Raw genomic sequence first — 23,121 nt, 5'->3', positions numbered from 1 at the left:
ATCAATTAGGGTCTCCAGCGAGTGGAGACCGTAGATGTGGTCTCCGTCATCTTCGGAGTCCTTTCAGTGGGTTTCCAATCAATTAGGGTCTCCAGCGAGTGGAGACATCAGGCGGGATTTAAGCAATAAGCAAAAATACTCTATGTTTCCAATCAATTAGGGTCTCCAGCGAGTGGAGACACATGTCATAAAAGTTGCCGATGGAAAACCAATCATGTTTCCAATCAATTAGGGTCTCCAGCGAGTGGAGACTGTAATATCAATCCCCGCTTGGGGTCATCCCAACGTTGTTTCCAATCAATTAGGGTCTCCAGCGAGTGGAGACGAAACGTATTCCCACTGTGATTATTGGGGCATATAAAGTTTCCAATCAATTAGGGTCTCCAGCGAGTGGAGACTGCTTAAACAGGCTATTGGTAGAGGATTGCGTAAATGTTTCCAATCAATTAGGGTCTCCAGCGAGTGGAGACAAGATAGAAAATGAAAATTGTAGTCTCTCATTCCCAGTTTCCAATCAATTAGGGTCTCCAGCGAGTGGAGACTTGCAAAGCGATTAAATGGCAATCCATGATTGATTAGTGTAAGTTTCCAATCAATTAGGGTCTCCAGCGAGTGGAGACGGAGGATTTGCATGCAGTACAGGACGAGGCTGGGCTGTTTCCAATCAATTAGGGTCTCCAGCGAGTGGAGACACACGATCCGAGCTGTGCATTTTCCCCCGTGCCACCGGTTTCCAATCAATTAGGGTCTCCAGCGAGTGGAGACCCGGCTATCCACTTCAGCCGCCACAATCCGGCTGGAATTGCGAAGTTTCCAATCAATTAGGGTCTCCAGCGAGTGGAGACCGGGAGCGTGAGGCGGAAGACGCGGCGGAAAATTGCTGGTTTCCAATCAATTAGGGTCTCCAGCGAGTGGAGACCGAAGAGCGCGAAGTCATCGTCGAGCCGGTGGGCGGCTGGTGGGTTTCCAATCAATTAGGGTCTCCAGCGAGTGGAGACCGCCTCCCAGCGGTACAGGCCGGGAGGCGATCGCAAGTTTCCAATCAATTAGGGTCTCCAGCGAGTGGAGACTGTTTGCCTTGGGGGAAGATGCCGATCTGGAGGATGATTGTTTCCAATCAATTAGGGTCTCCAGCGAGTGGAGACTTTGAGCAGGAGTGCGATCGCGCCCGCGAGGATGGGGTGTTTCCAATCAATTAGGGTCTCCAGCGAGTGGAGACTGTCAGGATGATGCTCAATGGAATCAGTACATGGATCGTTTCCAATCAATTAGGGTCTCCAGCGAGTGGAGACAGGGACAAGGCTCCCCACTGTTGCGTATTCGGTGGATTCGTTTCCAATCAATTAGGGTCTCCAGCGAGTGGAGACTGGGGAGTGACTTCATGTTGGCGGGGGCTGAACCCTAACCATTCGTTTCCAATCAATTAGGGTCTCCAGCGAGTGGAGACCCCTCCATTTTAAGGGCAGTGGGGACAAGGTTTACAACCCCCTAGATCGACGCTCACTGAAAAATGTCTGATCTCACTCCAAAACATGGGGATGAAAAAGGCTGAAACCCTTTCCCCATAAGGCATCGACCCACAGAACGAAATAATCAGTAATTCAGCCATTTTCCGTTAACGTCGCTAAACAATCGTTGAACCCGGCAACTCCGTCACCGGAACCCCGCCCCATACCTCCACCTGGCCAATCGTATGCCCTGACACCACATAGAACCGAATCGAATCCTCCTCCAGATTAACCCGCCCTTTCAGCCGCTTTTTTAATTCAGTGAATAAATGGGACGGCAAGACACATTCAAACACCGACCACTGCACCCGCCGCCCATACCCCTCCAACAAATTCGCCACCCGCCGCCGCCGCCGATCCGAGGGAATATCGTAGGTGACGATATAAAGCAACATCAGCGAATTAGGTAGGGTTGGTAGCCCTGGTCAGGATGGTAGACAAACTGCTTAAACCGTCGCACCTGGGCCATCAACAACGCCCACCGAGGTTCGCCATCCGTGAGCCGCTCCTCCATCCGCTGGAGGAACGATCGCAAAAACTGCCGTCGCCCCGTTTCCCCCAAAAAACAGCCCCCATCCCGATAGTCAAAATCTGCTGGGGTGATCATCCGACGATTGATCAACTGCAACACCAACGAATCCACCATCGGAGCGCGAAACTCCTCAATCAGATCGCTGGCCAAAGCCGCATGGCGATCGCCCCCTGCATGGAGACAGCCGGAATAGGGATCAAGATCCTGAAGCTCAATCAGTGTCAACAAATGATTCCAGACTACCATATAGCCAAAACTGAGGAGGGCATTAATGGGGTTGCGGGGGGGACGGCGCGATCGCGCCATAAACGCAAAATCCGCTGACCGGAAACACCGCCCCAATGCCTCAAAATAAGACCCCGCCGCTGCCCCTTCATAACCCATGATCTGGGGAATGGTCGTGGCCTCGCTGACCTGAGTCCCTAGATAGGCAAGGGTTTGAATCGCCAACGTCAGATCTAAGTCGTGATTGCGCTGCTGACGCAATAGCAGCGTGCGACCATTGGCCAGCTTCGCCTGGACGATCGCCTTTGCCACTTGTAACCGTTCCCCATCCGTGAGGGCTTGTTGAGCGCGGGCGAGGGCGCGATAGCCCCGCTGGAGGGCGAGGGTGCGGCCATAACAGTAGCCCAAGCGGGAGAGGTAGAGAATCGGAATATCCCGCGCTAGACAGGCACGGATCGCTTGGGTCGTGACTTGGGACTGACCAAAGATCAACACCTGCTCCAAGAGGGGTAACTGAACAGTGGCGATCGCTTTCCCTTGGCTGGAGACGATTAGGTTTTCCTGGTCGAGGGTGACGGTGCAACCCTGTTGAGAAACATAGAGCGATCGCATCGTTAATCGGGAGAACGATAGGGCGATCGCTCTAGGTCAGATTGAGATTGTGGGGGAATATAGCCCGGCCGTGAGAGGGGACTCAGCCAGCGCACCACGCCATCAGCGGCAATCCCGACCACAAACGTTGATGCTGTGATTAACGCCGTATTCGTGATCACAGCGGCTAACCCCAAGGGAGCAATTAACAACAGGGTCAGTGTGATTGCGCCATTCACGCCAGCGACAACACCGTTACGGACAAGCGCCCCTCGTGTCGATAAAGTCATGGGTATTGATGATTAAAAGATTCTGTTTTGAGGATATCGAACCCTTGCCGCCGAAAGCGACAAAAAGCGAAGATTTTGTTAATCGTGAAATTGCTTGCAGGACGGGCAATCGCGCCCATTTTAAAATAGAAGCTTTTTTAAAAATGGCCGTAGCGTTTCGCCAAATCATAGGCCATTTGAGAATGACGCTTCACCAATAGATCCGGCTCCAAAACTTGGGCATGGCTCGCATACCGCTGCACCCAAATGCCAAACTCATCGAGGGAACGGGGCGGTAACATTACCTCATAATCCAAATACTGCTTTTCCTGGCCCCACCGCATCACCTGGCGGGGATGGCGCTTTTCCCCTTCGGCAATGAACACCGCTACGGGGGCGAAAAAGCGCACTTTCGCCCGCACGAATGCCAAAGATCCGGTTAATTCGGCTTGCTGCTGATGGCGATCGCCCAACTTCAACCCCCAACCCTGATCCAACAGTTGACCCACTTCCCGGAGGCTTTGTTCTTGGGCCGCAATGCCGCGCCCGTGGAGGGTCAGCACCCGGCAATAGTTACCCAAGCGATCCATGCGGGTGATGCCAAAACAGCCATCCTGACAGGCTTCATGGACAAGATACCAAGCAATATCGTAGTAGAGCAGTTGCAGGGGCCAAACGGTCATCATCCCGATATTCTGACCTTGGTAATGATCAACCCGTTGGGAGATTTCGATCGCTTGACCTTGGGCGATCGCCTCCTCTAACACCGTAAGCTGATGAAACAGTGTTTCCCGTCTCTCGCCCCGCTCCATCATCAGCGTCGGGTCTGTCCAATGGATCGCCCGGTTAAAAATTTGCCGCACCGGATAGGAAAGGGGCAAATCCTGGCCCCACTGAAACCCCCGCAACCGTCGTTCTAGGGTGACGTAAATTTCGCGGATCGTGGGATCGCCTTGGTTGTGGGCCTGGGAACGCAGGGCATCGAGAGCCACCTTCAGTTCCGGTTTGGTCATCACCCCCGTGCCGAGATAATAGCCCCAACGATACATCCGCCGCTCCAAAATCCCCCACTGGCGCAAATAGCTCAGGTCTTTATTGAGGGTGGCAATGGCGGGATAGGCATCGGGCCAGGGGTAGCCATGGGCGGCGGCGACTTGGCGGAGTTGGTGACGGAGGGGGGCGATCGCTTGGTGGTGATAGGTGCGATCGCTCCTCTCCCCTAGGGGCTGTTCCGGTTGACCTACGCCCGGATAATCTAACAATGTGCGGATCAAGAGCATGATCCGTGTGAAGGCTTTTGGATGGGCGTAGGGATGGGACAAATCAGGGGGTGAGTGCTTTGAGCAGATGGTGATGAATGACGGGTAACAGAGCGCCATTCATGAATTTATCAAATTTCTGCTCTGTGAGTAAATTCAAGCAGGCCAAAAGCCGCGCTTCCCACTGTTCGGCATTCTTAACCCGCCAAGCACCATACAGTTCTTGTTCAGAAATCCCCCCTAGATGATGGGATAGTTCATTACGGTCGTCGTTTGCATTACACCACCCCTGAAAATCAGGATTGTTGCAAGCTGTCGTGTCGAAAGCTTTGAAAATTTTAATCATCATCCAACGATTCAGCTTTTTTTCATCCTCGCCATCAAAATCGTCCCTTAACGATGGATATTTTTGGCTGATAGAAATCTTCACCAGCTTATAATCTGAAGCTTTTTTCTCATTTTGAAGATGCTGAGAAAAATGCTCAAGCACCCATTGATAAAGCAACCCTTCCACGGCTCGAAAGCTGTGAAGCATAGCTTCGGTGCTGTTCCCTTGTTTCAAACGAACCACGGCGGTATAGCCTTGCTCGTAGGCTTGCCACCAATAGGTTTTGGTTTGATTTTTTTGGGCATTATCGAGCTTGAATTTTGCTTTTTCATAGAAAGCGTCAAACTGGCCTTGATTCCAGATTTTGCCTGCTTTGAGGAGGGCGATCGCACTTTCATCAATCAACAGATCGCTCTGTTCAACCAAGTCCAACGCGCCGCTGTAGTTATATTCTTCGACCAATTGCCGCAATTTTTGCCGATCAAATTCCTGCCGCAAGACCGTCACATCGGTTTCATAAACTCGCTCCTGTCCGGGCTGCATTTCTTTGGGGTTACGAACTTGCCAGACGCGCCCTTGGGTGGCATAGCCTGCGGCTTGCAACATACTGAGGGCAGCTTTCATGGCGGGCGTACCCGATGAGGCGTTAAATTCGATAAAATCGCCCCTCTTTAACTGTGCTTTGACAATCTCCAACCCCCGCCGCGCCTCTAGGGCTGCGGCCAATAAATCCGTCGGATCTTCTGAAAGTGCGGCACTGGTGGGGATTAACTCAACTTCAAACTGTTTCAGATCTGCTTCTGATGCAATCCAATCGAGGGTCTCCTTGGCTCCTTTTTGGGTTCCTGTAGTGTACAGTAAAACCACTTTTTTAATCTCAATTTGTCGCGCCACTAATTCCCGCAACAAAGTCACGATTGATCCTAGTTTCTCCGTTGTCCCAGAGAACGGATCTTGATTACCCACAAACGATAATAAAATACTAGCCATGGTTTTTAGAGTTTTTTTAAAGATTAGGTGAAAGGGAAAACTTGAATACAGTTTTCAGACTGACTCAATTTTTCACAAAAATCAGTGCGCGGATTATTTGGATCATTATCAACTCCAAAAACTGTAACGACATGGTAGAGTTTATGATTTGCGATCCAAATCGGTGATGGTGTTGCACCCCGCGATACACCGTGGGTAACATCAGATTCTGTGAAACCACATAAATTTTTGATATCCCCAATTAACTCATTTTTCCGAAATTGAAGCTCCTTTTTTTCATCAAAGTCTACACGCTTCACACCTTTTTTGATGTCTTTCAAGTCCTTTTGAATTTCCTTGAGTTGCTTATCAAGACTGTGAAATTGATTGTGCAAAATCTTTAAGGTTTTTGGCTTTTCTCCTAATTTAATTTCTTGAGAATGAGAAAGAACAAAAATTCTTGCATGAGCATCTAAAGATTCTCGCCATTGATACACACTTGGTATGAATTGTAATGGGGCAGCAGCATTTAAACTTAGTGAGTTTAATGCCTTATAAAATGATTTGATTTGTTTTGTGAGTCGAATTTCAAACTGCTCTGCATTTCGAGGAAGACTCCAAATACGCTTCAGAGTTTCATCTTTGTTAAAGAGACTCACAGAACTGCCCCGATACCAGGGGGCGTTATCCCGTTTGTACATCGGTCGCCTCGCGCCTTGACCCACTCCACCAAGACGAAATGCAATCCAGATCAGAGATTGAAAAAGTTGTTCTATGGTTTTTTGAGTTTTTTCTTGACAGGGAACAGACTCACTAAAAGCAAGATGAAGGATACCAAATTGCCGACCATTTTTTTGTCCTTGTCCACTTCTGCCTAACGGGGGTGAAGGTTCATATTTGTCTTTGTTTTCAATGGCAGAAAAACGAACCCAGCCTAATGTAGCTTTAGGTTGAATTCCACCAAATAAATTTAATTCAAGACGCTTTATTTCCTGAATGTCAATTTTGCCCAAGGCTAAAACCCTGAACCAATATCGCAACATTGATTTAAATGCAATTGCCCTCACTTCATCCTGACTAACTGGCCTTTGAGAAGTATTATCGATATCATCAAATTCTTGTGCTCCATGAATCAACTGACCTTTTAAGTCAAAATTAACAGTCAAGAAGCTAGGATTCAAGATATTTTTTTCAGATATCACCAATTGACCATAGCCTGAATTCACTTGTGAGCCAATACCAGACTCCAGCCCGGCGATTAGCCACGTCTTAACTTGCTCTAAGATCTCTATTTTTCCTTTATGATTAGATGTTAAGCATAATCCAATCATAAATTTAGTGCATTTTAAAGACAGAAATGTATTGGGATTTGGCTTGTAGTTCAGTTGGTTGTTTGTCCAACTCCAAATATTATTGGCTATATCCATGGCTAATGTACATTCTTCAGCAACTGGGTAAGCATCTAAAAAGATAACCTTCCCCGCTTGATCGGCCGCATCTGCTTGTAATGCGCCAAAATGTTTAACCACAAGTGGATCTTCTGACGCTGTTTTCCAGTCACAAGCTTTTTCTCGCATTACTTGACGGACGGCCTGATTCCGAGCCACCCCCCGCAACGTCGCTGAAGGAATATAGGGCATTCCCAACGCATCAAAGGCCGGTAACAGCGTACTTTCCGGGCCACGATGCCCCCCAACCCGAATCCGCCAAGGACAAGAGACTTCAAAAACTTCCCCTTGGCCAGATGTAGCGATTGAGCGTGTTCTGTTGTTACGACGCTCTAGATGATCTGCATAGTTCGCATTTTCTACCGCAAGCTGTAGAATTTGATTTTTTGTAGTGGGATCTGTTCGATCATCAGGATTAGGTTCACGCATCCAGCGCAAATACTCCACAAAACTCGCGGACGGATCGGGATTATTCGGTGGGTTATTTGGATTTAACCAAGGTGATGGTTCAGGCATGATGATTAGAGGAAGTAAAGTGAATAGATGTCAAGGTGCGATCGCGCCTTAATTCTCGTCAATATGTCCGCTGATATCGGGATAGATCGCATTAGCCCAAAAAGCAAACTCATTTGCTAATTCAATGGCTAACCCCGTTAACCCTAGATACTCATTCGCATCAACATATTGAGAGCATAAATACTCAATGGTATTGTGAGCAGTTAACTTATCACGATGAGCCTCACCTGCAATGGCTTCAAGCTTCTTAAAAAATTGCTTGATGACCTCAAATTTCTGTTTCTTATCTAATTTTTTTTCATGAGCCATTGCTTGTTCTTCTGCCTTGAGGCGCATCAACCCCCAAGTAGAGACATAGGTATAGAGTTCCTGGGCTTGACTTTTTTGATATTTTAAGCCTTTTTTAGCTTCCTCTTCAGTCTTGCCATTTTCATAGGTTTTGCGTAAATGGCTCAATGCTTGAAAAGCGTGTGTGTTCAGGGTGCGGGGGTCAAAATTTACGGGCATAGTGTCTCCAGGTGAATTAAAAAATTATGCGAAACTCTGTACAAAACCACGGCCTAAACTTTCCTGACCGCCAATTTGTAAAATGGGGTCTTTGGAGAGCATGGCTTGCAATGCCTTTTCAGACGCTTCAGAATTTTTGGCTTGAGAAGTGAGACCCCAAGGGAAATACATCAGAGTATCGGGGGGAATCGCCTCCTCATAGCGGAACCCACCATCGACAGTTTTATTAGAGTCGAGCTTGATTTTCACCTGTCGCCATAGCCCCATTTGAATGATTGTGCCACAGTGCTGATCCGGTAACACTAAAACGTGATCAATCCCTTGGGTAGCCGCACCAGGAACAGCCTCTTTCCAGTTTGGCCATTCCTTCAAATCTGAACCCTTAAAAATGGCATCCTTGAGATAAATTTGCGTTTTGTCGTTCTTGAACTTACACAAATATTCCTCAATTTTGAATGTTTTTTCTGCCAATCGGGCGTAGCGGTGTAATAACAACGGGCAACTAACCCAGACCACGCCATGACTCAAAGACGGAATCGGCAACCACAAAATGGAACCATCCCCGATCCAAATATCCCCTTGGGTGAGTTGTGCGTTATCGTTATCATCCGGTTTCCCGTGATTTGTGGGTTTTCCGTCTTTTAATTCATTACCAAAGAGTTGTTCGCGTAGAGCGTCGTCCGACTGACTAGAGCGCAATTTGCCGCGAATGGTGCTGGAGGGGATATAGGGAAAGTTGGTGTGGGATTCGCGGGCAATGCCGAGGAGGTTGCCCTCTTGGGTTGTGCCGCCCGTGTGGAGCGGTGCAATCAGATAGAGATGTTGGAGGTTAATGTTCATGGATGGTTTAGGGATAAGGTGCGTCAATCAATGAGGCGCTCTGTTTAGAGCGCAGTATGGGGAAGCCAAAGCATTTCCGTGTAGCCGAGTTTGCGCCAGCGGTGGGGGTCGGCTTTGGCTTGGGGGTTGGGCGTGTTTTGGTGGAGGGGTTGGGGATGATTGAGGTAGTATTGCGTGCCAGCAGGAGCAGCGAAAACTTGGGGGGCGGGGATGCTGTTGCCAGGGTTGCGACAACGATCGCGCAATCTCCCACTAATCGCAGTCGGTTGGCCCGTCGCCACACTCACCAGGGGGCCATCACTGTGGGTGAGTTTCCATTCCCAGGGCCAGGCGCGACAGGTGGCGCGGATTTTACCGTTGGGCTGCTTTTGGGGATATTCAAACACGCCAGGGGTGATGAGATAGGCGATCGCCCTCCCCCCTTTCTGCTCCAACATCGTGAAATTTCGATCCGATTGGGTTTGAATCTCCTGCCAAGGTTCATCAAGGGCCGGACAGCGTTCCAAAAGGGCGCGGTGGCCTTCTCCCCCAAGCCGGAGGGATAGGGGGGTGGGGAGTTGTTGGGTAAGGGCGATCGCCAAACTCCACCCCGCTCGTAGCCGCACCGCTTTTTCAACAAAATAGCCATCGGCGGTTTCCACTTGGCGGCCCCCGGCTTGGATTTTGTTATGGGAGCGGATTTCCACATCCCACGCTTGTTCGGGTTCGTCTTCGGGACATTGCAAATGTTCTGAGGTGAGATGGTGGGTTTTGAGGTAATGCAAGAGGATCTCCTGGGGGAGATAGCGGCGATATTTGGGGGGAGGGTCTACGGGGCAATCTTCTTCCTCCAGGGGGCGATCGCCTCCAAAAATCAGGGGGCTGGGTTGGTCTCGTTTATAGATGGAGTGATGGACGGGGCTGGATGGATGCCAAGACAGGGGAACGAGGGGTGAACCGTTGGCAAAACCAAGGGGGCCAGGAAAATAGAATCTTTTTTCATCTTTGCAAAGAAATGGGCCGGTGATTTGCATCGATGCAGTAGATTTTTGATCCTCAAGGGCGGCCCGAATTGCACCCATGATTGTATAGCCGTGGGGCGGAAAGACACCCTGCGCCCAAGCTCGTTCGCCAGGGCTGAAGGGTTTGGCATCCCGAAACAGCAGGACATCAAAGGGGGTGATCGTGTACCAGTAGAGGGGAAGCATAGTTAAAGGATGAAGGATGAAGGCAGAAGGATGAAGGTAGAAGCAATGGGGGCATTGCCCACCCATGAACTAGGGGGATTTGAGGTAGTGGATCCCTCGGTTGCGTTTTATGAAGGCGGCAAGTTTGCAGCCGTTGCGGAGTTCCTCTAGGGCGTTTACTTCAGGGTTGGTGCGAAAGGTTTCATCAATCCAGGTTTGGAAGGCTTCGATAAACTCTTTTTGTTGCTCAGGGTTGAGGGCCTTCACCTGTTCACGGCGATCGCAGAATCCATTCACCCAAGGGGCGATCGCCTCCTTTGTGGGGATGGGGTGCTGTTCGAGGGTTTGGGCGGCCTGTTCAAAGAGGGAAGGCTCTAGGTTGAATTTCAGCAGGGCTTGCCATTGCTTAAAGGTGTCAAACTTGCTCGTTGCAATCAGGCTGTTACCGTTGCCATAGAGAACGCGGGTTTGAATCGCATCTTTGCAACATCGTTCATTTTTCTCTGGGTTATGATAGGCGTGACCTTTTGCCCCTTCCTCAGCGGCCCAAAGGTTTTCGAGGGCGATCGCCAACGGTACAGACTGATGAGCAATCACCACACCAAAACTAATCGTTGCTCTCCCCCCCAACGTAAACAGGGGCCGCTCGGCAATCCCCTCCGGAGGTTTAGCACCTTGCCAATGCCAATAATCCCCAGCGTTATCAAACTCTTCACCAGGATCAAGCTCACCCCGAAAACATTGCCGCACATCCCACAGCCAAGCATCCCACTCCCACAAATTCGTATAGGCCAGGACATCATCACCCCCGCCATAGATGAGGCGGCCCGCGTAGCGGCTTTCTGTCAGGTAGGGGAGAAGTCGGTTAGAAAAATCCAACAGAGCGCGGGAGAGGGCCGCATGGGTAGCGGGGCCCATTCGTTTGTTTTCTTTGCTGAACTGGTTGAAGGGTTCTTTGAGTTTTTCCGGCAGGTTTTCAACTCTAGACAGGAGCACTTCGGGAAAATACTCTGCATAGGGTTTCATCTCTTTGCCCTTGAGCCAACTGTTCATGCTATCCCCATCCCCAGCGGCGAGAACATACCAATCGGTAGGATTTTGGCCAGCGGGAAAGGTGGCCTGAATCGTGGTGCGGAGTTTTTGGAGTTCTTCAGCTTTCTCCTCCAGATCGCTGCTGGGAAAGTCTTCAATCAACCAGCCTGCATTGATGAAACGAGGCTCAGGTAAATCGGGGTAATGTTTATACACCCAGGGAATGCCCCAAGTTGAATCGTTGGTTTCTGAAGTGGGATCGTTGGGTTGGTTTTGAGTCCAGGGAAATTCAGCACGAATGCGATCGCAAGCCTGCTGATACACATCCATATATTCAGGATGTTCCTCAAGATTGGCTTTCAACCATCCCACCACGCCAGCATTCAGGTCAGGGTAATAGAGTTTAGCCTTAAATTCAGCCTGATCAGCCTTTTTCTCTGGCTTCATCTTCCCCTGATCAAGATTGCGGGGTAACACATCTTTCAGGATGCGACTCAGGCCGCGCTTAACCACTTCCGTTGCGTTGAGTTCTTCAATCCCGTCGAAGAGGCCAAAATTGCGCTGCTTCCAAACGTTTCCCGTTTCTCCCTCTGTCACCCAATCATTGCCCTCATGCCCCATCGGGCCCACCACCGGCCCAATCCCGGAAATCGTCGATCGCGGCCCGAATGCCGTAGGGATTGTCCAATTGCGGGCATTTTTCACCGCTGCCAATTGGGCCCGCAATTGGTCGAAAATGTAGGCCCACCAAGAGCCAACATTGAGGTTGGGGCGTTTCTCGAAGCTGGCCTTATGCTCTCGGTTCGCAGCTTGATAATCTTCTAACGTGGTTTGATAGGTGGCTTCGAGGAATGCCTGCTCAGTGGGGACAAGGAGATCATTTTTGGGCTTGGCGATCGCATTTTGCCGATCACACCAAGTTTTGTAGGGGGTGGGGTTCTGCTTAGAAGCTTTTTGGATGGGGGATTGATGAAGTTCCGCCGCTGGATCACCGATGGGCGTAGCAATCCAATAGATTTGCCATTGGGCCTTGAGCCAACCCTCCCAAGTATTGGGGTTGAGGTCTTTGATCCAGGATTCGTTTTTACCTTGGAGATCCTCAAGAATGCGATCGCCCAAATCCTGCCACGTCTCTTTTAAGGCACTTTCCGCCTGTTGCATCGCAGCGCGTACCGGGTTTTTACCCTGGGGTGTGCCATTGTCCGGCAGGATACAGGTGATCACATTGGGAAAACCAGCGGTGAGGAGGGCGCGATTTTGCGGTTCCTCAATCCAATCTTTAAAATCTGGGTATTTTTCCAACAGCCACGCATCAATCAAGGGCTGCTCATACAAACAGGGATAGACAAAAATATCCGGCCCATATTTCCAGGCTAATTCCCAACAGACCCGCGCTGATAGGAAATGGAGCAGCCAAGACCCTGCCCAAAAATCCCGCATTTTCCGGCTGGCTTTAATCAACTCCTGGACGGGGGAAAAGGTGAACGCCACTAAATGGGGGTAGGATTTGGGATATTTGGCATCGGGTTGACGCTCCACACGACGAGCATTAGCAGGGGGATACTGTTCCGGGTCGCGGTGATAGCCCGCTAAGGCTCCGGCGATCGCGCTGGTGGTACTGGTGTGGCTCCAGAGGGAGGCATCGGGGAGCCGGGTTTCTGCCGGGAGTAGGGGCAGGATTGTTTCGGGGTTGGTTTCGCCCAAGGCATTGGCCAAAGCGACGGGATAGCACCGCCACAACCACCAATAAACCTGACGCGGATCAGCCCAACCTTTCACCGTGTCTAAAACCTTCGCTTCTTGCGCCTTGAGCCATTGGACGCGATTATCCCCCTGTTTAATAATTTCCTCATGCCATTGGCTGAGTTTAATCCGTTGCGGCTCACCGGAGAGGAGGTGACGGATTTCGAGGCCGTCCTGGTCGTAATCGATCGCCGTCCCACTGGGGAGGCGGCCAATGGTGGCGCGATCGCTCGCTGAGGCAATCAAATCACACAGCCCGACGTGATTGAGCCATTGACGGGATTGATTCGTAGTGATTGAATTTCGATCTTTCGGGGAATGCCAGCCCGCCATACAGGTTAAGGTTTGCCACTGTCCTTCGCCGCCGCGTCCGGTGTTGTTGTGGAGTCCTTTGAGGGCGGGATCATGGAGTAATCCCCAGATTTTGGCTTGCCAGTAGCGCAAATACGGTGTCGTCATTGGGTTTAGGGGGCTGATGGGGTTGAGTGATGGGGTGAAGGGGGCAAAGGGTGATCAAGGTTTAGCTCTGCCGGGTTTTTTGAAGTCTGGGGGGTGAATCTTGGTGTTTGGGGGGTGATTCTTGGCGTTTGGGTGGGGGTGTGGGGGGCATCCGTTGGGGTTTGGCCATCAGGGATTGGGCAAAGGTACGGATTTGGCTCATTTGATTTTCTTTGAAGAAGAGGATTACGGTTTGGCGACCGGAATAGACGATCAGCCAGCGTTGTTTAATCAGGAAAAACGCGATGATGAACGCAAAGCCAATCCCGAGGAACCAGAACGTTGCGATACCAAGCCACAGCAGCCACCAGATCCGCCCTTCGGTGACTTGGATCGATTCGATGCGATCGCACTTAATTAAAATTTCTTGGGTTTCGAGTCCCCAAGCGAGTTTGGTCTGGGCGCGGAGGTGGTCGTCGATGACGCGCAGGGTGATCCGTCCTCGTATGGGGGTCACAAATATGCCTGCGATTTTACCGGGTTGTCCAATGATTTCGAGGCCTGTACGCTGTGCCATTCGCTGCTCTGGTGTGGGAATGGTTTCAGTATAGGGAGGAAGTTTAGGAAAATGCTTTAAAAAGATTCTATTTCTTAAGATTTGGCGGGATGGGGTGAATCCCAAGGGGGATGGGGTGTCTGTGGGGAGGATGGAGTGTGGGGGGCGCGATCGCCTTTTTTTGGGGTGTTGGTTTGGGGGGATCGGGTTCATCAGGTTGGGGGGGCGATCGGCCTGGATTGTGGAAATTCTCAACCCATAATCTATAAGCTGATCCTTGCTGATCCTAGAAGGGGGGCGATCGGTTTGGACTGTGGAGCTTCTCAAGGGTTGCCCCGTGGGGGGTTGGGTTGTTGGGGTTAACCGGATGAATCATCAAGGATAAGATGATGGAGGGCTAAGTTGAGCCTGAGTTTTGGGGGAAATTTGCGACGGAGAGGGGAAATGGCTGAAAGGCTGATTTTTGCGTTACAAGGGTCGATGGTAGATGGGGCAAGGGTTTCAGCCCTGTTGAAGGAGGCTTTTGGGGGGGCGATCGGGTCAATTTTTGTTACCCGTCGATCTTGGGGGTTGAAACATTGGCCCCGCTTGGGCTTAAAATGGAGGGGTCTCCACTCGCTGGAGACCCTAATTGATTGGAAACGTCACTAAGGGTTTCTGTTCATTGAGGGCAGAAACCGTCTCCACTCGCTGGAGACCCTAATTGATTGGAAACTAGCCCGGTATGGGGTATTCGGTCGCAGGATTGCCACCTGATGTCTCCACTCGCTGGAGACCCTAATTGATTGGAAACACTCATCCCCCTCCTCGACGGCAACGACCTCAATCCCGATGTCTCCACTCGCTGGAGACCCTAATTGATTGGAAACCTGATAATAATTGCAATCCTTGGGGAGTTGCGAGGTCTCCACTCGCTGGAGACCCTAATTGATTGGAAACTTGATGTTATTCATGATTCATGATTCTCCTATTAATTGTCTCCACTCGCTGGAGACCCTAATTGATTGGAAACGGATTGATAATCCCGTAGTATAATGCTCATATCACCGTCTCCACTCGCTGGAGACCCTAATTGATTGGAAACTTCTAACTGCCTTCATCGCTAAGTACGGGGCCGAACCCGATCAGTCTCCACTCGCTGGAGACCCTAATTGATTGGAAACTATGCAAGACCGTTTGAATCAATGTTAACGGTTAGGTTAGGTCTCCACTCGCTGGAGACCCTAATTGATTGGAAACGGTTTTGATGATTTGTTGCCATTTTGGTTTTTTCATGTCTCCACTCGCTGGAGACCCTAATTGATTGGAAACTAAAGATATGGAGGGACAGCAAGTGCCATTTCCACGTCTCCACTCGCTGGAGACCCTAATTGATTGGAAACTGTGGCGGGTCTGCTCCGACATTTCGAGCGTTGCAGTCTCCACTCGCTGGAGACCCTAATTGATTGGAAACTATTCATCTGCCATGATTTGCATGGTAGAACCTTCGTCTCCACTCGCTGGAGACCCTAATTGATTGGAAACTCAGCGTAAAGGGCTGAGATAAATACACTGTCGGGCATGGTCTCCACTCGCTGGAGACCCTAATTGATTGGAAACACTACGATGTAAACGCCGCGCCCTTCTTTGATCCAAGGTCTCCACTCGCTGGAGACCCTAATTGATTGGAAACAGTAGCTTGGGCATTGTCTAACGTATCCCGTTGACAGGTCTCCACTCGCTGGAGACCCTAATTGATTGGAAACTCTACCATTTGCCCTCCTGGGCGGCTTTGCGCCGCGTCTCCACTCGCTGGAGACCCTAATTGATTGGAAACTCCGTTATCCGTGGGCGATCGCGCTTTACAACCAAAGTCTCCACTCGCTGGAGACCCTAATTGATTGGAAACAAAGCAGTCCACAAACGGGTTGTATGTCAGGTAGTACGTCTCCACTCGCTGGAGACCCTAATTGATTGGAAACTCGGAGCATCGGAATGTTTTAGAGAACCATTTCTGGTCTCCACTCGCTGGAGACCCTAATTGATTGGAAACTCACTAACTAAAAACTCGTAAATTTGCACCCATTTTGAGTCTCCACTCGCTGGAGACCCTAATTGATTGGAAACATCTCAACTCCGAATGTTCCACAATGACTCCAGAGGTCTCCACTCGCTGGAGACCCTAATTGATTGGAAACCCTGATACGGATGTAGATACAGGATGAGAAATTAAATCCTGGTCTCCACTCGCTGGAGACCCTAATTGATTGGAAACTAGTAACTTATCGGGGAAATTAGGATTAAATGCTACCACCACGTCTCCACTCGCTGGAGACCCTAATTGATTGGAAACTCAGGATCAGCGGTTCCCACGGTTCCCACCCAAATGCCATGTCTCCACTCGCTGGAGACCCTAATTGATTGGAAACATTGAAGACGTTTTGAGGATGAGCTATTTTCATAACTGTCTCCACTCGCTGGAGACCCTAATTGATTGGAAACTGAGAATGCCCATCAATCCCTGATCCTTGGCCGTCTGTCTCCACTCGCTGGAGACCCTAATTGATTGGAAACTTGGGAGAGCAAAAGATTGGGCCCGTAAAAAATGAACCCCAGGTCTCCACTCGCTGGAGACCCTAATTGATTGGAAACTCTAACCGGATAAACCCGCTAATTCAATGGGGATTGTTTACCGTCTCCACTCGCTGGAGACCCTAATTGATTGGAAACCCATTTAACTTCGGGATCGCTCATGTACGCTGCGGCGAGTCTCCACTCGCTGGAGACCCTAATTGATTGGAAACTGGTGGATATCTTGCAATATCCATATTTGGGGTTTTCCGCTATGTCTCCACTCGCTGGAGACCCTAATTGATTGGAAACTTAATAGGATCAGCTTTTAATGCTTTCACATAGTTAGTCTCCACTCGCTGGAGACCCTAATTGATTGGAAACATAGCGTGAGCGCGATGATTCCCATCTTGGGGGATAAGTTCAGTCTCCACTCGCTGGAGACCCTAATTGATTGGAAACACTTCTAAAGGATGAAGGCAGAAGGATGAAGGATGAATTGGGAAATTAACCTCCCCTTTCTGCCTTTTGATTTCTGCCTTCTGCCTTTAAATTTCCCTAATTGATTGGAAACACTTCTAAAGGATGAAGGCAGAAGGATGAAGGATGAATTGGGAAATGAACTTCCCCTTTCTGCCTTCTGATTTCTGATTTCTGATTTCTGCCTTCTGCCTTGAAATCTGCCTTCTGCCCTCCTCCTTCATCCTTTACCCCCCCTCCCTGGAGACCCTAATTAATTAGAAACTAGGAAGGGGGGGCTTCCTGCTCACTGGTATCCTGGTCTCCATCGCTGGAGACCCTAATTGATTGGAAATAGACAACCGTCACAAGCTACAACCACAGCAGTAATATCAAGAGATGAGATTTTTAATCCATGAAAAATTCACAAATTAACTACAAGAAAATCGTTGAATTCTTGATGGGTAAAACAAGGGGATTCCCTAATTGGTTGATCGTGATTTTGACGTTTCTGTTTTTTGTGGGTTGGGTGAGTAGTCCAAGTTCACAACCTAGCCCACCCAGAACATCCGTTAAACCGATTCAAACCCCAAGCACGGCTATTCCCAGCCCATCCCCTAGCCCCATAGAGCCAAAAATTACGCCTAAAATGTATGATTCCAATGTGAGAGCTATTTGCAAGACACTGGCAGAATTAGAATTGGTCAGCCCTCGAACCGCGAAACACCAGTTAGTCCTGCCAACTTTTGACCCTGAAACTCAGGTATGGACAATGAGAGCATGGGTTGATAGCCAAAATCAGCTAGGGGCAATGGTACGCAATCAGTATATTTGTACAGTTGTAGATTCCAGTCAGCAGGGGATTCTAGAATGGGTTGGTAGGTGATTATCAGGTAATAATTCAAGGGATTCTATGAGTCTCCACTCGCTGGAGACCCTAATTGATTACGGGGGAAAAGAAACCGGGTTTCTGTGAGCAGGTTCGCCCAAAACGAGCCGATGCAAGAAACCCGGTTTCTAGGCTTGCGAGGAAAAAGCATAAAAACCGGGAGTCGCAACCTGTTTTTTAGATCTCCCGTCCCTGGAGACCCTAATTGATGCGGGGGAAAAGAAACCGGGTTTCTGTGAGCAGGTTCGCCCAAAACGAGCCGATGCAAGAAACCCGGTTTCTAGGCTTGCGAGGAAAAAGCATTAAAACCGTGAGTCGCAACCTGTTTTTTAGATCTCCCATCGCTGGAAACCCTAATTGATTTGCGGGGGAAAAGAAACCGGGTTTCTGTGAGCAGGTTCGCCCAAAACGAGCCAATGCAAGAAACCCGGTTTCTAGGCTTGCGGGAAAAACGCCCCCACAGCTTAATCTGCCCAAACCTTAAGCAACTCCTTGGCAGCACGTTCCCCCGATAAATAGGCCCCGTGAACCGTGCCGCGATACTTAGCAATGGTATGCTCACCCGCAAAAAACAGCACATCCCGCACCGATGCCCCCAACGCATTAAAATCCTGCGGCCTTGAACCCACCGCCGCATAGGAATAGGCCCCCCGCGCCCAAGGATCCGCCGTCCAACGAGATACCAACACCTGCTCCGGTTCAGGAATATTCCCGCCAAAAATGCGCTTTAAGGTTTGTTGCACATCAGCAGCAATAACCTCATCCCCTTGGCTCTCCAGCTTTAACCCATAATTCCCCAAACCAAACGTCATCAACGCATTCGCAGGGCTGAACGTGCGGGCATTGAGAAAATAACTATACTTGCCCCGCTCCGGATCGGTATAACCCCAATATTGCAAAGACTCATCCCAAAAAACGCGGGGATAAGTCAGCGCTACCTTATTCACCATCCCCATTTTGAGGCGACCCATGGCTTGGCGCATCCCATTGGGTAAACCCGGATCAAACGCCACCGTTCCCCCCTGTAAAACCCCCAAAGGCAACGTAATCACCGCCGCACTGGCCGTAAATTCCCCTTGATTCGTCGTAATCGTTACACCCGATTGATCATAGCTAATCCTTTCCACCCCCTGCTCCAAATAAATCGGCAAATCCCGCGCCAAATAATTAATCACCGCATCATAACCATCGGGAAATAACACATCTTTGCCCGGAAATGCTTCATCCTGATCCCAATACCAAGTTGAAAGCTGATCAAGGGGGCCACCCGCATCAAATTCTAAAAATGAGGTGAGATGATAACGTTGCAGTGGATCATTTAAAGCACTTGGCTCAACCCGCTGGAGCGCCGCCACAAGACTCAGATCCCGCTCCTGCCGCTCACCATAGGCCGCTACCCGCTCTAAAAGCTCCTCGTATTCCTCCTCACTGGCCACCAAATCATCATCGCTAATCGGTTGCCCCTCCGTATTGTAGAGAATCACACTGTCATCATCGGTGACAAATAACTTCGCCCCCACCGCCTTCGCCAAAGGCGTAATCGGGTTCTGGCCATCGGGGCCATGAATCCAACTCGCCCCCATATCCATGGGAACCCCTAAACTGCGATCCGTCCAAATCCGACCCCCTAGGCGATCGCGCCCCTCCAATACCAAAACCGCCAGCCCCGCATCCTGCAACTGCCTCGCAGCAGTCAACCCCGCCATCCCCGCCCCGACCACAATCACATCGGCCTCCCCCCCACTCACAGCAGTCTCGATTTGGGGGCCACGGGCTTGGCTACAACTGGCGAGGGTAGACCAAAAAGCAAGGGTGGCGAGGGTCGTGTTTTTGAGGAAGTGACGGCGGATCATGGCAGGATTGGGAAGTAGGAAGTAGGAAGTGGGAAGAATTTGTAGGGGCGAAAAATTTTTCGCCCTCCACGGGAGTAGGGGCGAAAAATTTTTCGCCCTCCATAAATTTAAGACAAAACTATTTTGCCGTCCATCAATTTAAGGCAAAACTATTTCGCCATCTATCAATTTAAGACAAAAACCGAAGGCGAAAACTCTTTCGTTTCTCCATCAACCTAATCTGCCATCCCATTTTAGGAAATGTTGTGATTTGAAACTCTAGCGTTAAATTCGCTGTGGGCAGCACGGTGGAGCAGGGCGTGGCGAGCGACGAGGGCGTGAATATCCGGGGCATAGCCGCCGCCGATCACCGTAGCGATGGGGTAGCCCCCTTGGCGGCAATGGTGAAGGACGAGGCGATCGCGCTGATAAATGCCGCTATCCGTGAGGGCCAATTTTCCGAGGCGATCGCCCCCATGGACATCCACCCCCGCATCATAGAGGACTAAATCCGGTTGCACCTGAGCCAAAAGGGGGGGGAATTCTCTCTTGAGAATGTGTAAATAGTCCTGATCTCCTAAACCGATGGGCAGGGGAATATCGCGATCGCTCACCTGTTTTTTCCCCGGAAAATTCGCCTCACAATGCATCGAAAACGTGAATACCCTCGGCTCATCGCGAAAAATCCAGGCCGTCCCATCCCCCTGATGGACATCAAGATCGAGAATGAGAACTTTTTGAACAGTGCCACCATTGAGGAGTGTGCGGGCGGCGATCGCCAAATCATTAAAAATGCAAAACCCCGAACCATAATCCGGGAAAGCATGGTGGGTTCCGCCAGCGGTATTGCAGGCAATGCCATACTTCAGCGCCAATTGTGCCGTTAACACCGTCCCCCCCACAGCGGTACAGGTGCGCGTCACTAACCCCGGACTCCAGGGCAGACCAATGCGCCGCTGGGCCTTCGGGTCAAGGGTTCCGGTAAGATAGGCCCTCACATAATCGGGGCTGTGAACCTGTTGGAGGAGGGCAGGATCAGCCGGTTCAGGCCTAAACGTGGCGGCGGGTTGGGCAATGCCCCGCTGTTGGAGATATGCGTAGAGGAGCCGAAATTTCGGCATCGGGAAACGGTGCTGATCCGGCAAAGGCGTGACGTAATCGGGATGGTAAACAATGGGCAGGGGGGGCATAGAGGGCAGCAACAAAATTCCCCTTTATTGTCGGGGGATGGGGGAATTTTTGGGGTTATCGATGCAGGGGGGAGGCGATCGCTATACAGTGGGGAAAGATCTATAGCATCAACCGATGGAAGCCTTCGATCCCATTCCCCCGGCTTGGACGAAAACCGCCATCCATGCCCTCCAATTCCATTGTCCCCGCTGTCATGCCTCCTCCCATCAAGCCCAGCGGGTCTGGATCAATCGCCGCGCTCCGGTGATCAGTGAGGATTATCAGCGCAAATGGCAGGAGTTTTATCAATGCGAATGTGAACAGGTGTGGTGGGCCTGGAGTAGCGATCGCCCCCCCTCCCCCTATGCCGAAAGGGAAGCCTAAGCCGCTCTAAATCGTCGGCTCCGTTGTCCAGCCGAATCGCCCCCGGCCCTTATGAGACCATTCACTGTGATAGGGAACCCAATGTCCCACTGCATTTTGGCGTAAAAAGATCCGGGTGCGTTTTTCCCAAATGCTGTCATCTTGGGCATTGGGATCATAAAACTCAACGCGCATTTCATCCTTACCGAGGGATTTTGTCGTGATGCGAATGCGCGGAGGCAGTTCGTCTTGATAGTCTGTACCAAAATAGGCATAGGCCTGGGCGGCTGCGACGGGGGAAAGGGGGGTCTGGGTTTGCAGATGGGCCAAATGGCTCAAAGCCGAAGAACGCAGTTCAGTTTCCCGATATTGCCAAGGAATCGTCAGTTTGAGGGCCACAACCCCCACCCCAGCGCATAAAACCAGCCCGATTACAATCCCTGTAATATCTTTCATGAGAACGCTACTTCCCCCTTTTTAAGGGGGATTGAGGGGGATCTTTGTACCGCATGGCTCTAGAAATTGCTATACAATCAATAAAACAGTTTAGATTAACGATAATGCTGAACTAAATTTCAGTAAAATTACGGTTCTAACTGAAACCCAAGACCAACGTGCTGAAAATGCTCATCTTCAGTCAGTACCCGAATAATATCATATTGTTGCATGATGACCATAGATGTTAAATCTGTGAAAGAGATTTTTGGTTTATCCAGATATTTTAAGCGTAAATTTTGAGCTTGCTCGAAGCAAAAACGATCAACGTCAATAAGTTGAAATGATTCTTGAGTAAATGCATTGGAAAGTTGCAGCATTGCACTCTGGGCTTGAAAGGTATTTAATCGCTTGAAAAATAAAGTAAAGACCTCATCTAAAACAAAATTACTGGTATAGAGGATGGTTTGCTCTTGTCGAAGATGTCTGTAAAAATTTTTTACCTCTTGGTGTCTCCGTTCCCCTGCATCATTTAAGGTTAACCATCCCCATGTATCGATAAAAATTGTATTAGGCATATAATTCTTCATCAATGGCAGTGGCTAAATTTCCATAATGGTTTGCACCAATAAAGTTTTCTAGAGGATCATGGTGGTGAGAATCATTCATGGTTTTAGGTTGGAGGCTTTGGATGAATTGGAGAACCACTTGTAGTTGCTGTTCACTGAGCAGGGGGATGGTATCGAGTATTTTTTGTTGGGTGTTATTTGAATACATGGCTTTTGCTTTGAGGAAATAGTTTTGATTATATCGTAATTTTAGCGGTGATCAAGGGTCTAGATTTGCAACGGTCAGAATAAAACCTGCCTAATCCTAGGGGGTGGCATAGGGAGTGTGTTGGGGTGGGTATTTTTCCGGGTAGCGAGGAATGTTGCGAATTCGACTTTGGATCCGCATCCTATCGCTAATATCATCGGGTTTATTTCCGGAATACCATTGGGCGTGGTGGCAGGCGGTGATGGGGTCGTGGTGTTGTTGGTAGTGGCGGAAGAATTCGATGATGAAGATCATGCTGCTTTCTTCGCTGATTGTCCAGAGGGTGCTGAATAGGAAGCGGCTACCTTTTTTGGGACTGACAAATTCGTTGATGAATTCGCCGGTTGCGGTGATACCAGTTTCGCTGGCGGCGAGGCTGACGAGGCGGATGTTGAGGTTGGGGAGGTTGTCGAGGTCTTTGAGGGTGAAGGGGTATTCATGAGCAAGATAGAGGGCGGATGCGTTGGGGTTTTCGGTGTTATGTTCGCCGTGGCCGGTGAAGTGGAACGCGGGGACGGGGGTTTGGAGGGCTTGGGTGAATGCGTCGGGGGTGACGGCAGTTTCGGTGAGGGGCTAGGCGGTGGGGTGGTGGAGTAGGATGGCTACAATAGAAACACCAATTCAATGCAATCCCCATGGCCCTCACCCTAGAACAGATCCAAGCCGAAATTAATGCCCTC

The 23,121-nt window shown here is 50.0% G+C and carries 18 protein-coding genes, 1 pseudogene and 2 CRISPR repeat arrays (1 of these 21 only partly in view); of the genes and pseudogenes, 2 read left to right on the top strand and 17 right to left on the bottom strand.

The annotated features are described in order from the left end of the window. Positions 1 to 1,447: direct repeats of the CRISPR family, unit length 36 nt; unit sequence GTTTCCAATCAATTAGGGTCTCCAGCGAGTGGAGAC; it reaches 2,611 nt to the left of the window's first position. A 177-nt stretch (positions 1,448 to 1,624) separates the two neighbouring features. The 11 genes from cas2 to VB712_RS17825 form a co-directional block, all read right to left on the bottom strand. Then, positions 1,625 to 1,903, bottom strand: coding sequence for a CRISPR-associated endonuclease Cas2 (cas2, locus tag VB712_RS17875; RefSeq protein ID WP_323257217.1), 279 nt, complete (start codon positions 1,901 to 1,903; stop codon positions 1,625 to 1,627). Then, positions 1,903 to 2,877: a CRISPR-associated endonuclease Cas1 gene (gene cas1 / locus VB712_RS17870; protein ID WP_323257215.1), complete on the bottom strand. Its 975-nt coding sequence runs from the start codon at positions 2,875 to 2,877 to the stop codon at positions 1,903 to 1,905. Before cas1 ends, cas2 begins: the two co-directional genes overlap by 1 nt. Before the next feature lie 2 nt (positions 2,878 to 2,879). After that, positions 2,880 to 3,146, bottom strand: a complete 267-nt coding sequence (gene csx18, locus VB712_RS17865; RefSeq protein ID WP_323257213.1) for a CRISPR-associated protein Csx18 — start codon at positions 3,144 to 3,146, stop codon at positions 2,880 to 2,882. A 137-nt stretch (positions 3,147 to 3,283) separates the two neighbouring features. After that, positions 3,284 to 4,405, bottom strand: a complete 1,122-nt coding sequence (locus VB712_RS17860) for a WYL domain-containing protein (RefSeq protein WP_323257211.1) — start codon at positions 4,403 to 4,405, stop codon at positions 3,284 to 3,286. A 43-nt stretch (positions 4,406 to 4,448) separates the two neighbouring features. After that, positions 4,449 to 5,702, bottom strand: a complete 1,254-nt coding sequence (locus tag VB712_RS17855) for a hypothetical protein (RefSeq protein WP_323257209.1) — start codon at positions 5,700 to 5,702, stop codon at positions 4,449 to 4,451. Between the two features lie 23 nt (positions 5,703 to 5,725). After that, positions 5,726 to 7,645 carry an RAMP superfamily CRISPR-associated protein gene (locus tag VB712_RS17850; protein ID WP_323257207.1) on the bottom strand — a complete coding sequence of 640 codons (1,920 nt, stop codon included), beginning with the start codon at positions 7,643 to 7,645 and terminating at the stop codon, positions 5,726 to 5,728. Positions 7,646 to 7,693: 48 nt separating this feature from the next. Continuing rightward, positions 7,694 to 8,152, bottom strand: a complete 459-nt coding sequence (locus tag VB712_RS17845) for a hypothetical protein (protein WP_323257205.1) — start codon at positions 8,150 to 8,152, stop codon at positions 7,694 to 7,696. Between the two features lie 24 nt (positions 8,153 to 8,176). Continuing rightward, the gene (cmr4, locus tag VB712_RS17840) at positions 8,177 to 8,992 is read right to left on the bottom strand and encodes a type III-B CRISPR module RAMP protein Cmr4 (protein WP_323257203.1); all 816 of its coding nucleotides are present in this window, start codon (positions 8,990 to 8,992) and stop codon (positions 8,177 to 8,179) included. 44 nt (positions 8,993 to 9,036) lie between these two features. Next, the gene (locus tag VB712_RS17835) at positions 9,037 to 10,179 is read right to left on the bottom strand and encodes a type III-B CRISPR module-associated Cmr3 family protein (RefSeq protein WP_323257201.1); all 1,143 of its coding nucleotides are present in this window, start codon (positions 10,177 to 10,179) and stop codon (positions 9,037 to 9,039) included. Positions 10,180 to 10,248: 69 nt separating this feature from the next. Beyond that, positions 10,249 to 13,392: a type III-B CRISPR-associated protein Cas10/Cmr2 gene (gene cas10 / locus VB712_RS17830; RefSeq protein WP_323257199.1), complete on the bottom strand. Its 3,144-nt coding sequence runs from the start codon at positions 13,390 to 13,392 to the stop codon at positions 10,249 to 10,251. Positions 13,393 to 13,453: 61 nt separating this feature from the next. Next, complete coding sequence (locus VB712_RS17825; protein ID WP_323257197.1) at positions 13,454 to 13,948, bottom strand: hypothetical protein; 495 nt, start codon at positions 13,946 to 13,948, stop codon at positions 13,454 to 13,456. A 586-nt stretch (positions 13,949 to 14,534) separates the two neighbouring features. After that, positions 14,535 to 16,939: a CRISPR direct-repeat array (repeat unit 36 nt; unit sequence GTCTCCACTCGCTGGAGACCCTAATTGATTGGAAAC). Positions 16,940 to 17,351: 412 nt separating this feature from the next. Here VB712_RS17825 and VB712_RS17820 point away from each other — a divergent pair. Next, positions 17,352 to 17,822, top strand: coding sequence for a hypothetical protein (locus VB712_RS17820; RefSeq protein WP_323257195.1), 471 nt, complete (start codon positions 17,352 to 17,354; stop codon positions 17,820 to 17,822). Between the two features lie 467 nt (positions 17,823 to 18,289). Here the strand turns inward: VB712_RS17820 and VB712_RS17815 are convergent, their stop codons facing one another. Together VB712_RS17815 and VB712_RS17810 are read right to left on the bottom strand one after the other, a co-directional pair. Beyond that, a complete protein-coding gene (locus VB712_RS17815) occupies positions 18,290 to 19,678 on the bottom strand; it encodes a flavin monoamine oxidase family protein (protein ID WP_323257193.1) in 1,389 nt (462 codons plus the stop codon). 233 nt (positions 19,679 to 19,911) lie between these two features. Then, positions 19,912 to 20,847, bottom strand: a complete 936-nt coding sequence (locus VB712_RS17810; RefSeq protein ID WP_323257190.1) for a histone deacetylase — start codon at positions 20,845 to 20,847, stop codon at positions 19,912 to 19,914. 115 nt (positions 20,848 to 20,962) lie between these two features. Here VB712_RS17810 and VB712_RS17805 point away from each other — a divergent pair, with 115 nt between their 5' ends. Beyond that, positions 20,963 to 21,211, top strand: coding sequence for a hypothetical protein (locus VB712_RS17805; RefSeq protein WP_323257188.1), 249 nt, complete (start codon positions 20,963 to 20,965; stop codon positions 21,209 to 21,211). Between the two features lie 6 nt (positions 21,212 to 21,217). Here VB712_RS17805 and VB712_RS17800 read toward each other — a convergent pair whose 3' ends face one another. The 4 genes and pseudogenes from VB712_RS17800 to VB712_RS17785 form a co-directional block, all read right to left on the bottom strand. Continuing rightward, entirely contained in the window at positions 21,218 to 21,646 is a 429-nt protein-coding gene (locus VB712_RS17800) for a hypothetical protein (RefSeq protein WP_323257186.1), read from the bottom strand. A 128-nt stretch (positions 21,647 to 21,774) separates the two neighbouring features. Further along, positions 21,775 to 22,203 carry a type II toxin-antitoxin system VapC family toxin gene (locus VB712_RS17795; RefSeq protein ID WP_323257184.1) on the bottom strand — a complete coding sequence of 143 codons (429 nt, stop codon included), beginning with the start codon at positions 22,201 to 22,203 and terminating at the stop codon, positions 21,775 to 21,777. Continuing rightward, positions 22,196 to 22,402 carry a hypothetical protein gene (locus VB712_RS17790; RefSeq protein WP_323257182.1) on the bottom strand — a complete coding sequence of 69 codons (207 nt, stop codon included), beginning with the start codon at positions 22,400 to 22,402 and terminating at the stop codon, positions 22,196 to 22,198. Before VB712_RS17790 ends, VB712_RS17795 begins: the two co-directional genes overlap by 8 nt. A gap of 96 nt (positions 22,403 to 22,498) precedes the next feature. Then, positions 22,499 to 22,996: pseudogene (locus tag VB712_RS17785) on the bottom strand (CHAT domain-containing protein); the annotation flags it as partial. Positions 22,997 to 23,121 lie beyond the last annotated feature (125 nt).

The sequence above is a fragment of the Spirulina sp. CCNP1310 genome (assembly GCF_034932185.1).
GTDB lineage: Bacteria > Cyanobacteriota > Cyanobacteriia > Cyanobacteriales > Spirulinaceae > Spirulina.
This window is presented reverse-complemented; position numbering and strand designations above follow the sequence as displayed.

Bases quoted from the DNA above. Each gene is read 5' to 3' on its own strand.
- VB712_RS17815 (WP_323257193.1), bottom strand. From the start codon at position 19,678: ATGATCCGCCGTCACTTCCTCAAAAACACGACCCTCGCCACCCTTGCT.
- cas2 (WP_323257217.1), bottom strand. From the start codon at position 1,903: ATGTTGCTTTATATCGTCACCTACGATATTCCCTCGGATCGGCGGCGG.
- VB712_RS17810 (WP_323257190.1), bottom strand. From the start codon at position 20,847: ATGCCCCCCCTGCCCATTGTTTACCATCCCGATTACGTCACGCCTTTG.
- cas10 (WP_323257199.1), bottom strand. From the start codon at position 13,392: ATGACGACACCGTATTTGCGCTACTGGCAAGCCAAAATCTGGGGATTA.
- cas1 (WP_323257215.1), bottom strand. From the start codon at position 2,877: ATGCGATCGCTCTATGTTTCTCAACAGGGTTGCACCGTCACCCTCGAC.
- cmr4 (WP_323257203.1), bottom strand. From the start codon at position 8,992: ATGAACATTAACCTCCAACATCTCTATCTGATTGCACCGCTCCACACG.
- VB712_RS17795 (WP_323257184.1), bottom strand. From the start codon at position 22,203: ATGCCTAATACAATTTTTATCGATACATGGGGATGGTTAACCTTAAAT.
- VB712_RS17845 (WP_323257205.1), bottom strand. From the start codon at position 8,152: ATGCCCGTAAATTTTGACCCCCGCACCCTGAACACACACGCTTTTCAA.
- VB712_RS17855 (WP_323257209.1), bottom strand. From the start codon at position 5,702: ATGGCTAGTATTTTATTATCGTTTGTGGGTAATCAAGATCCGTTCTCT.
- csx18 (WP_323257213.1), bottom strand. From the start codon at position 3,146: ATGACTTTATCGACACGAGGGGCGCTTGTCCGTAACGGTGTTGTCGCT.
- VB712_RS17825 (WP_323257197.1), bottom strand. From the start codon at position 13,948: ATGGCACAGCGTACAGGCCTCGAAATCATTGGACAACCCGGTAAAATC.
- VB712_RS17835 (WP_323257201.1), bottom strand. From the start codon at position 10,179: ATGCTTCCCCTCTACTGGTACACGATCACCCCCTTTGATGTCCTGCTG.
- VB712_RS17850 (WP_323257207.1), bottom strand. From the start codon at position 7,645: ATGCCTGAACCATCACCTTGGTTAAATCCAAATAACCCACCGAATAAT.
- VB712_RS17790 (WP_323257182.1), bottom strand. From the start codon at position 22,402: ATGTATTCAAATAACACCCAACAAAAAATACTCGATACCATCCCCCTG.
- VB712_RS17860 (WP_323257211.1), bottom strand. From the start codon at position 4,405: ATGCTCTTGATCCGCACATTGTTAGATTATCCGGGCGTAGGTCAACCG.
- VB712_RS17805 (WP_323257188.1), top strand. From the start codon at position 20,963: ATGGAAGCCTTCGATCCCATTCCCCCGGCTTGGACGAAAACCGCCATC.
- VB712_RS17820 (WP_323257195.1), top strand. From the start codon at position 17,352: ATGAAAAATTCACAAATTAACTACAAGAAAATCGTTGAATTCTTGATG.
- VB712_RS17800 (WP_323257186.1), bottom strand. From the start codon at position 21,646: ATGAAAGATATTACAGGGATTGTAATCGGGCTGGTTTTATGCGCTGGG.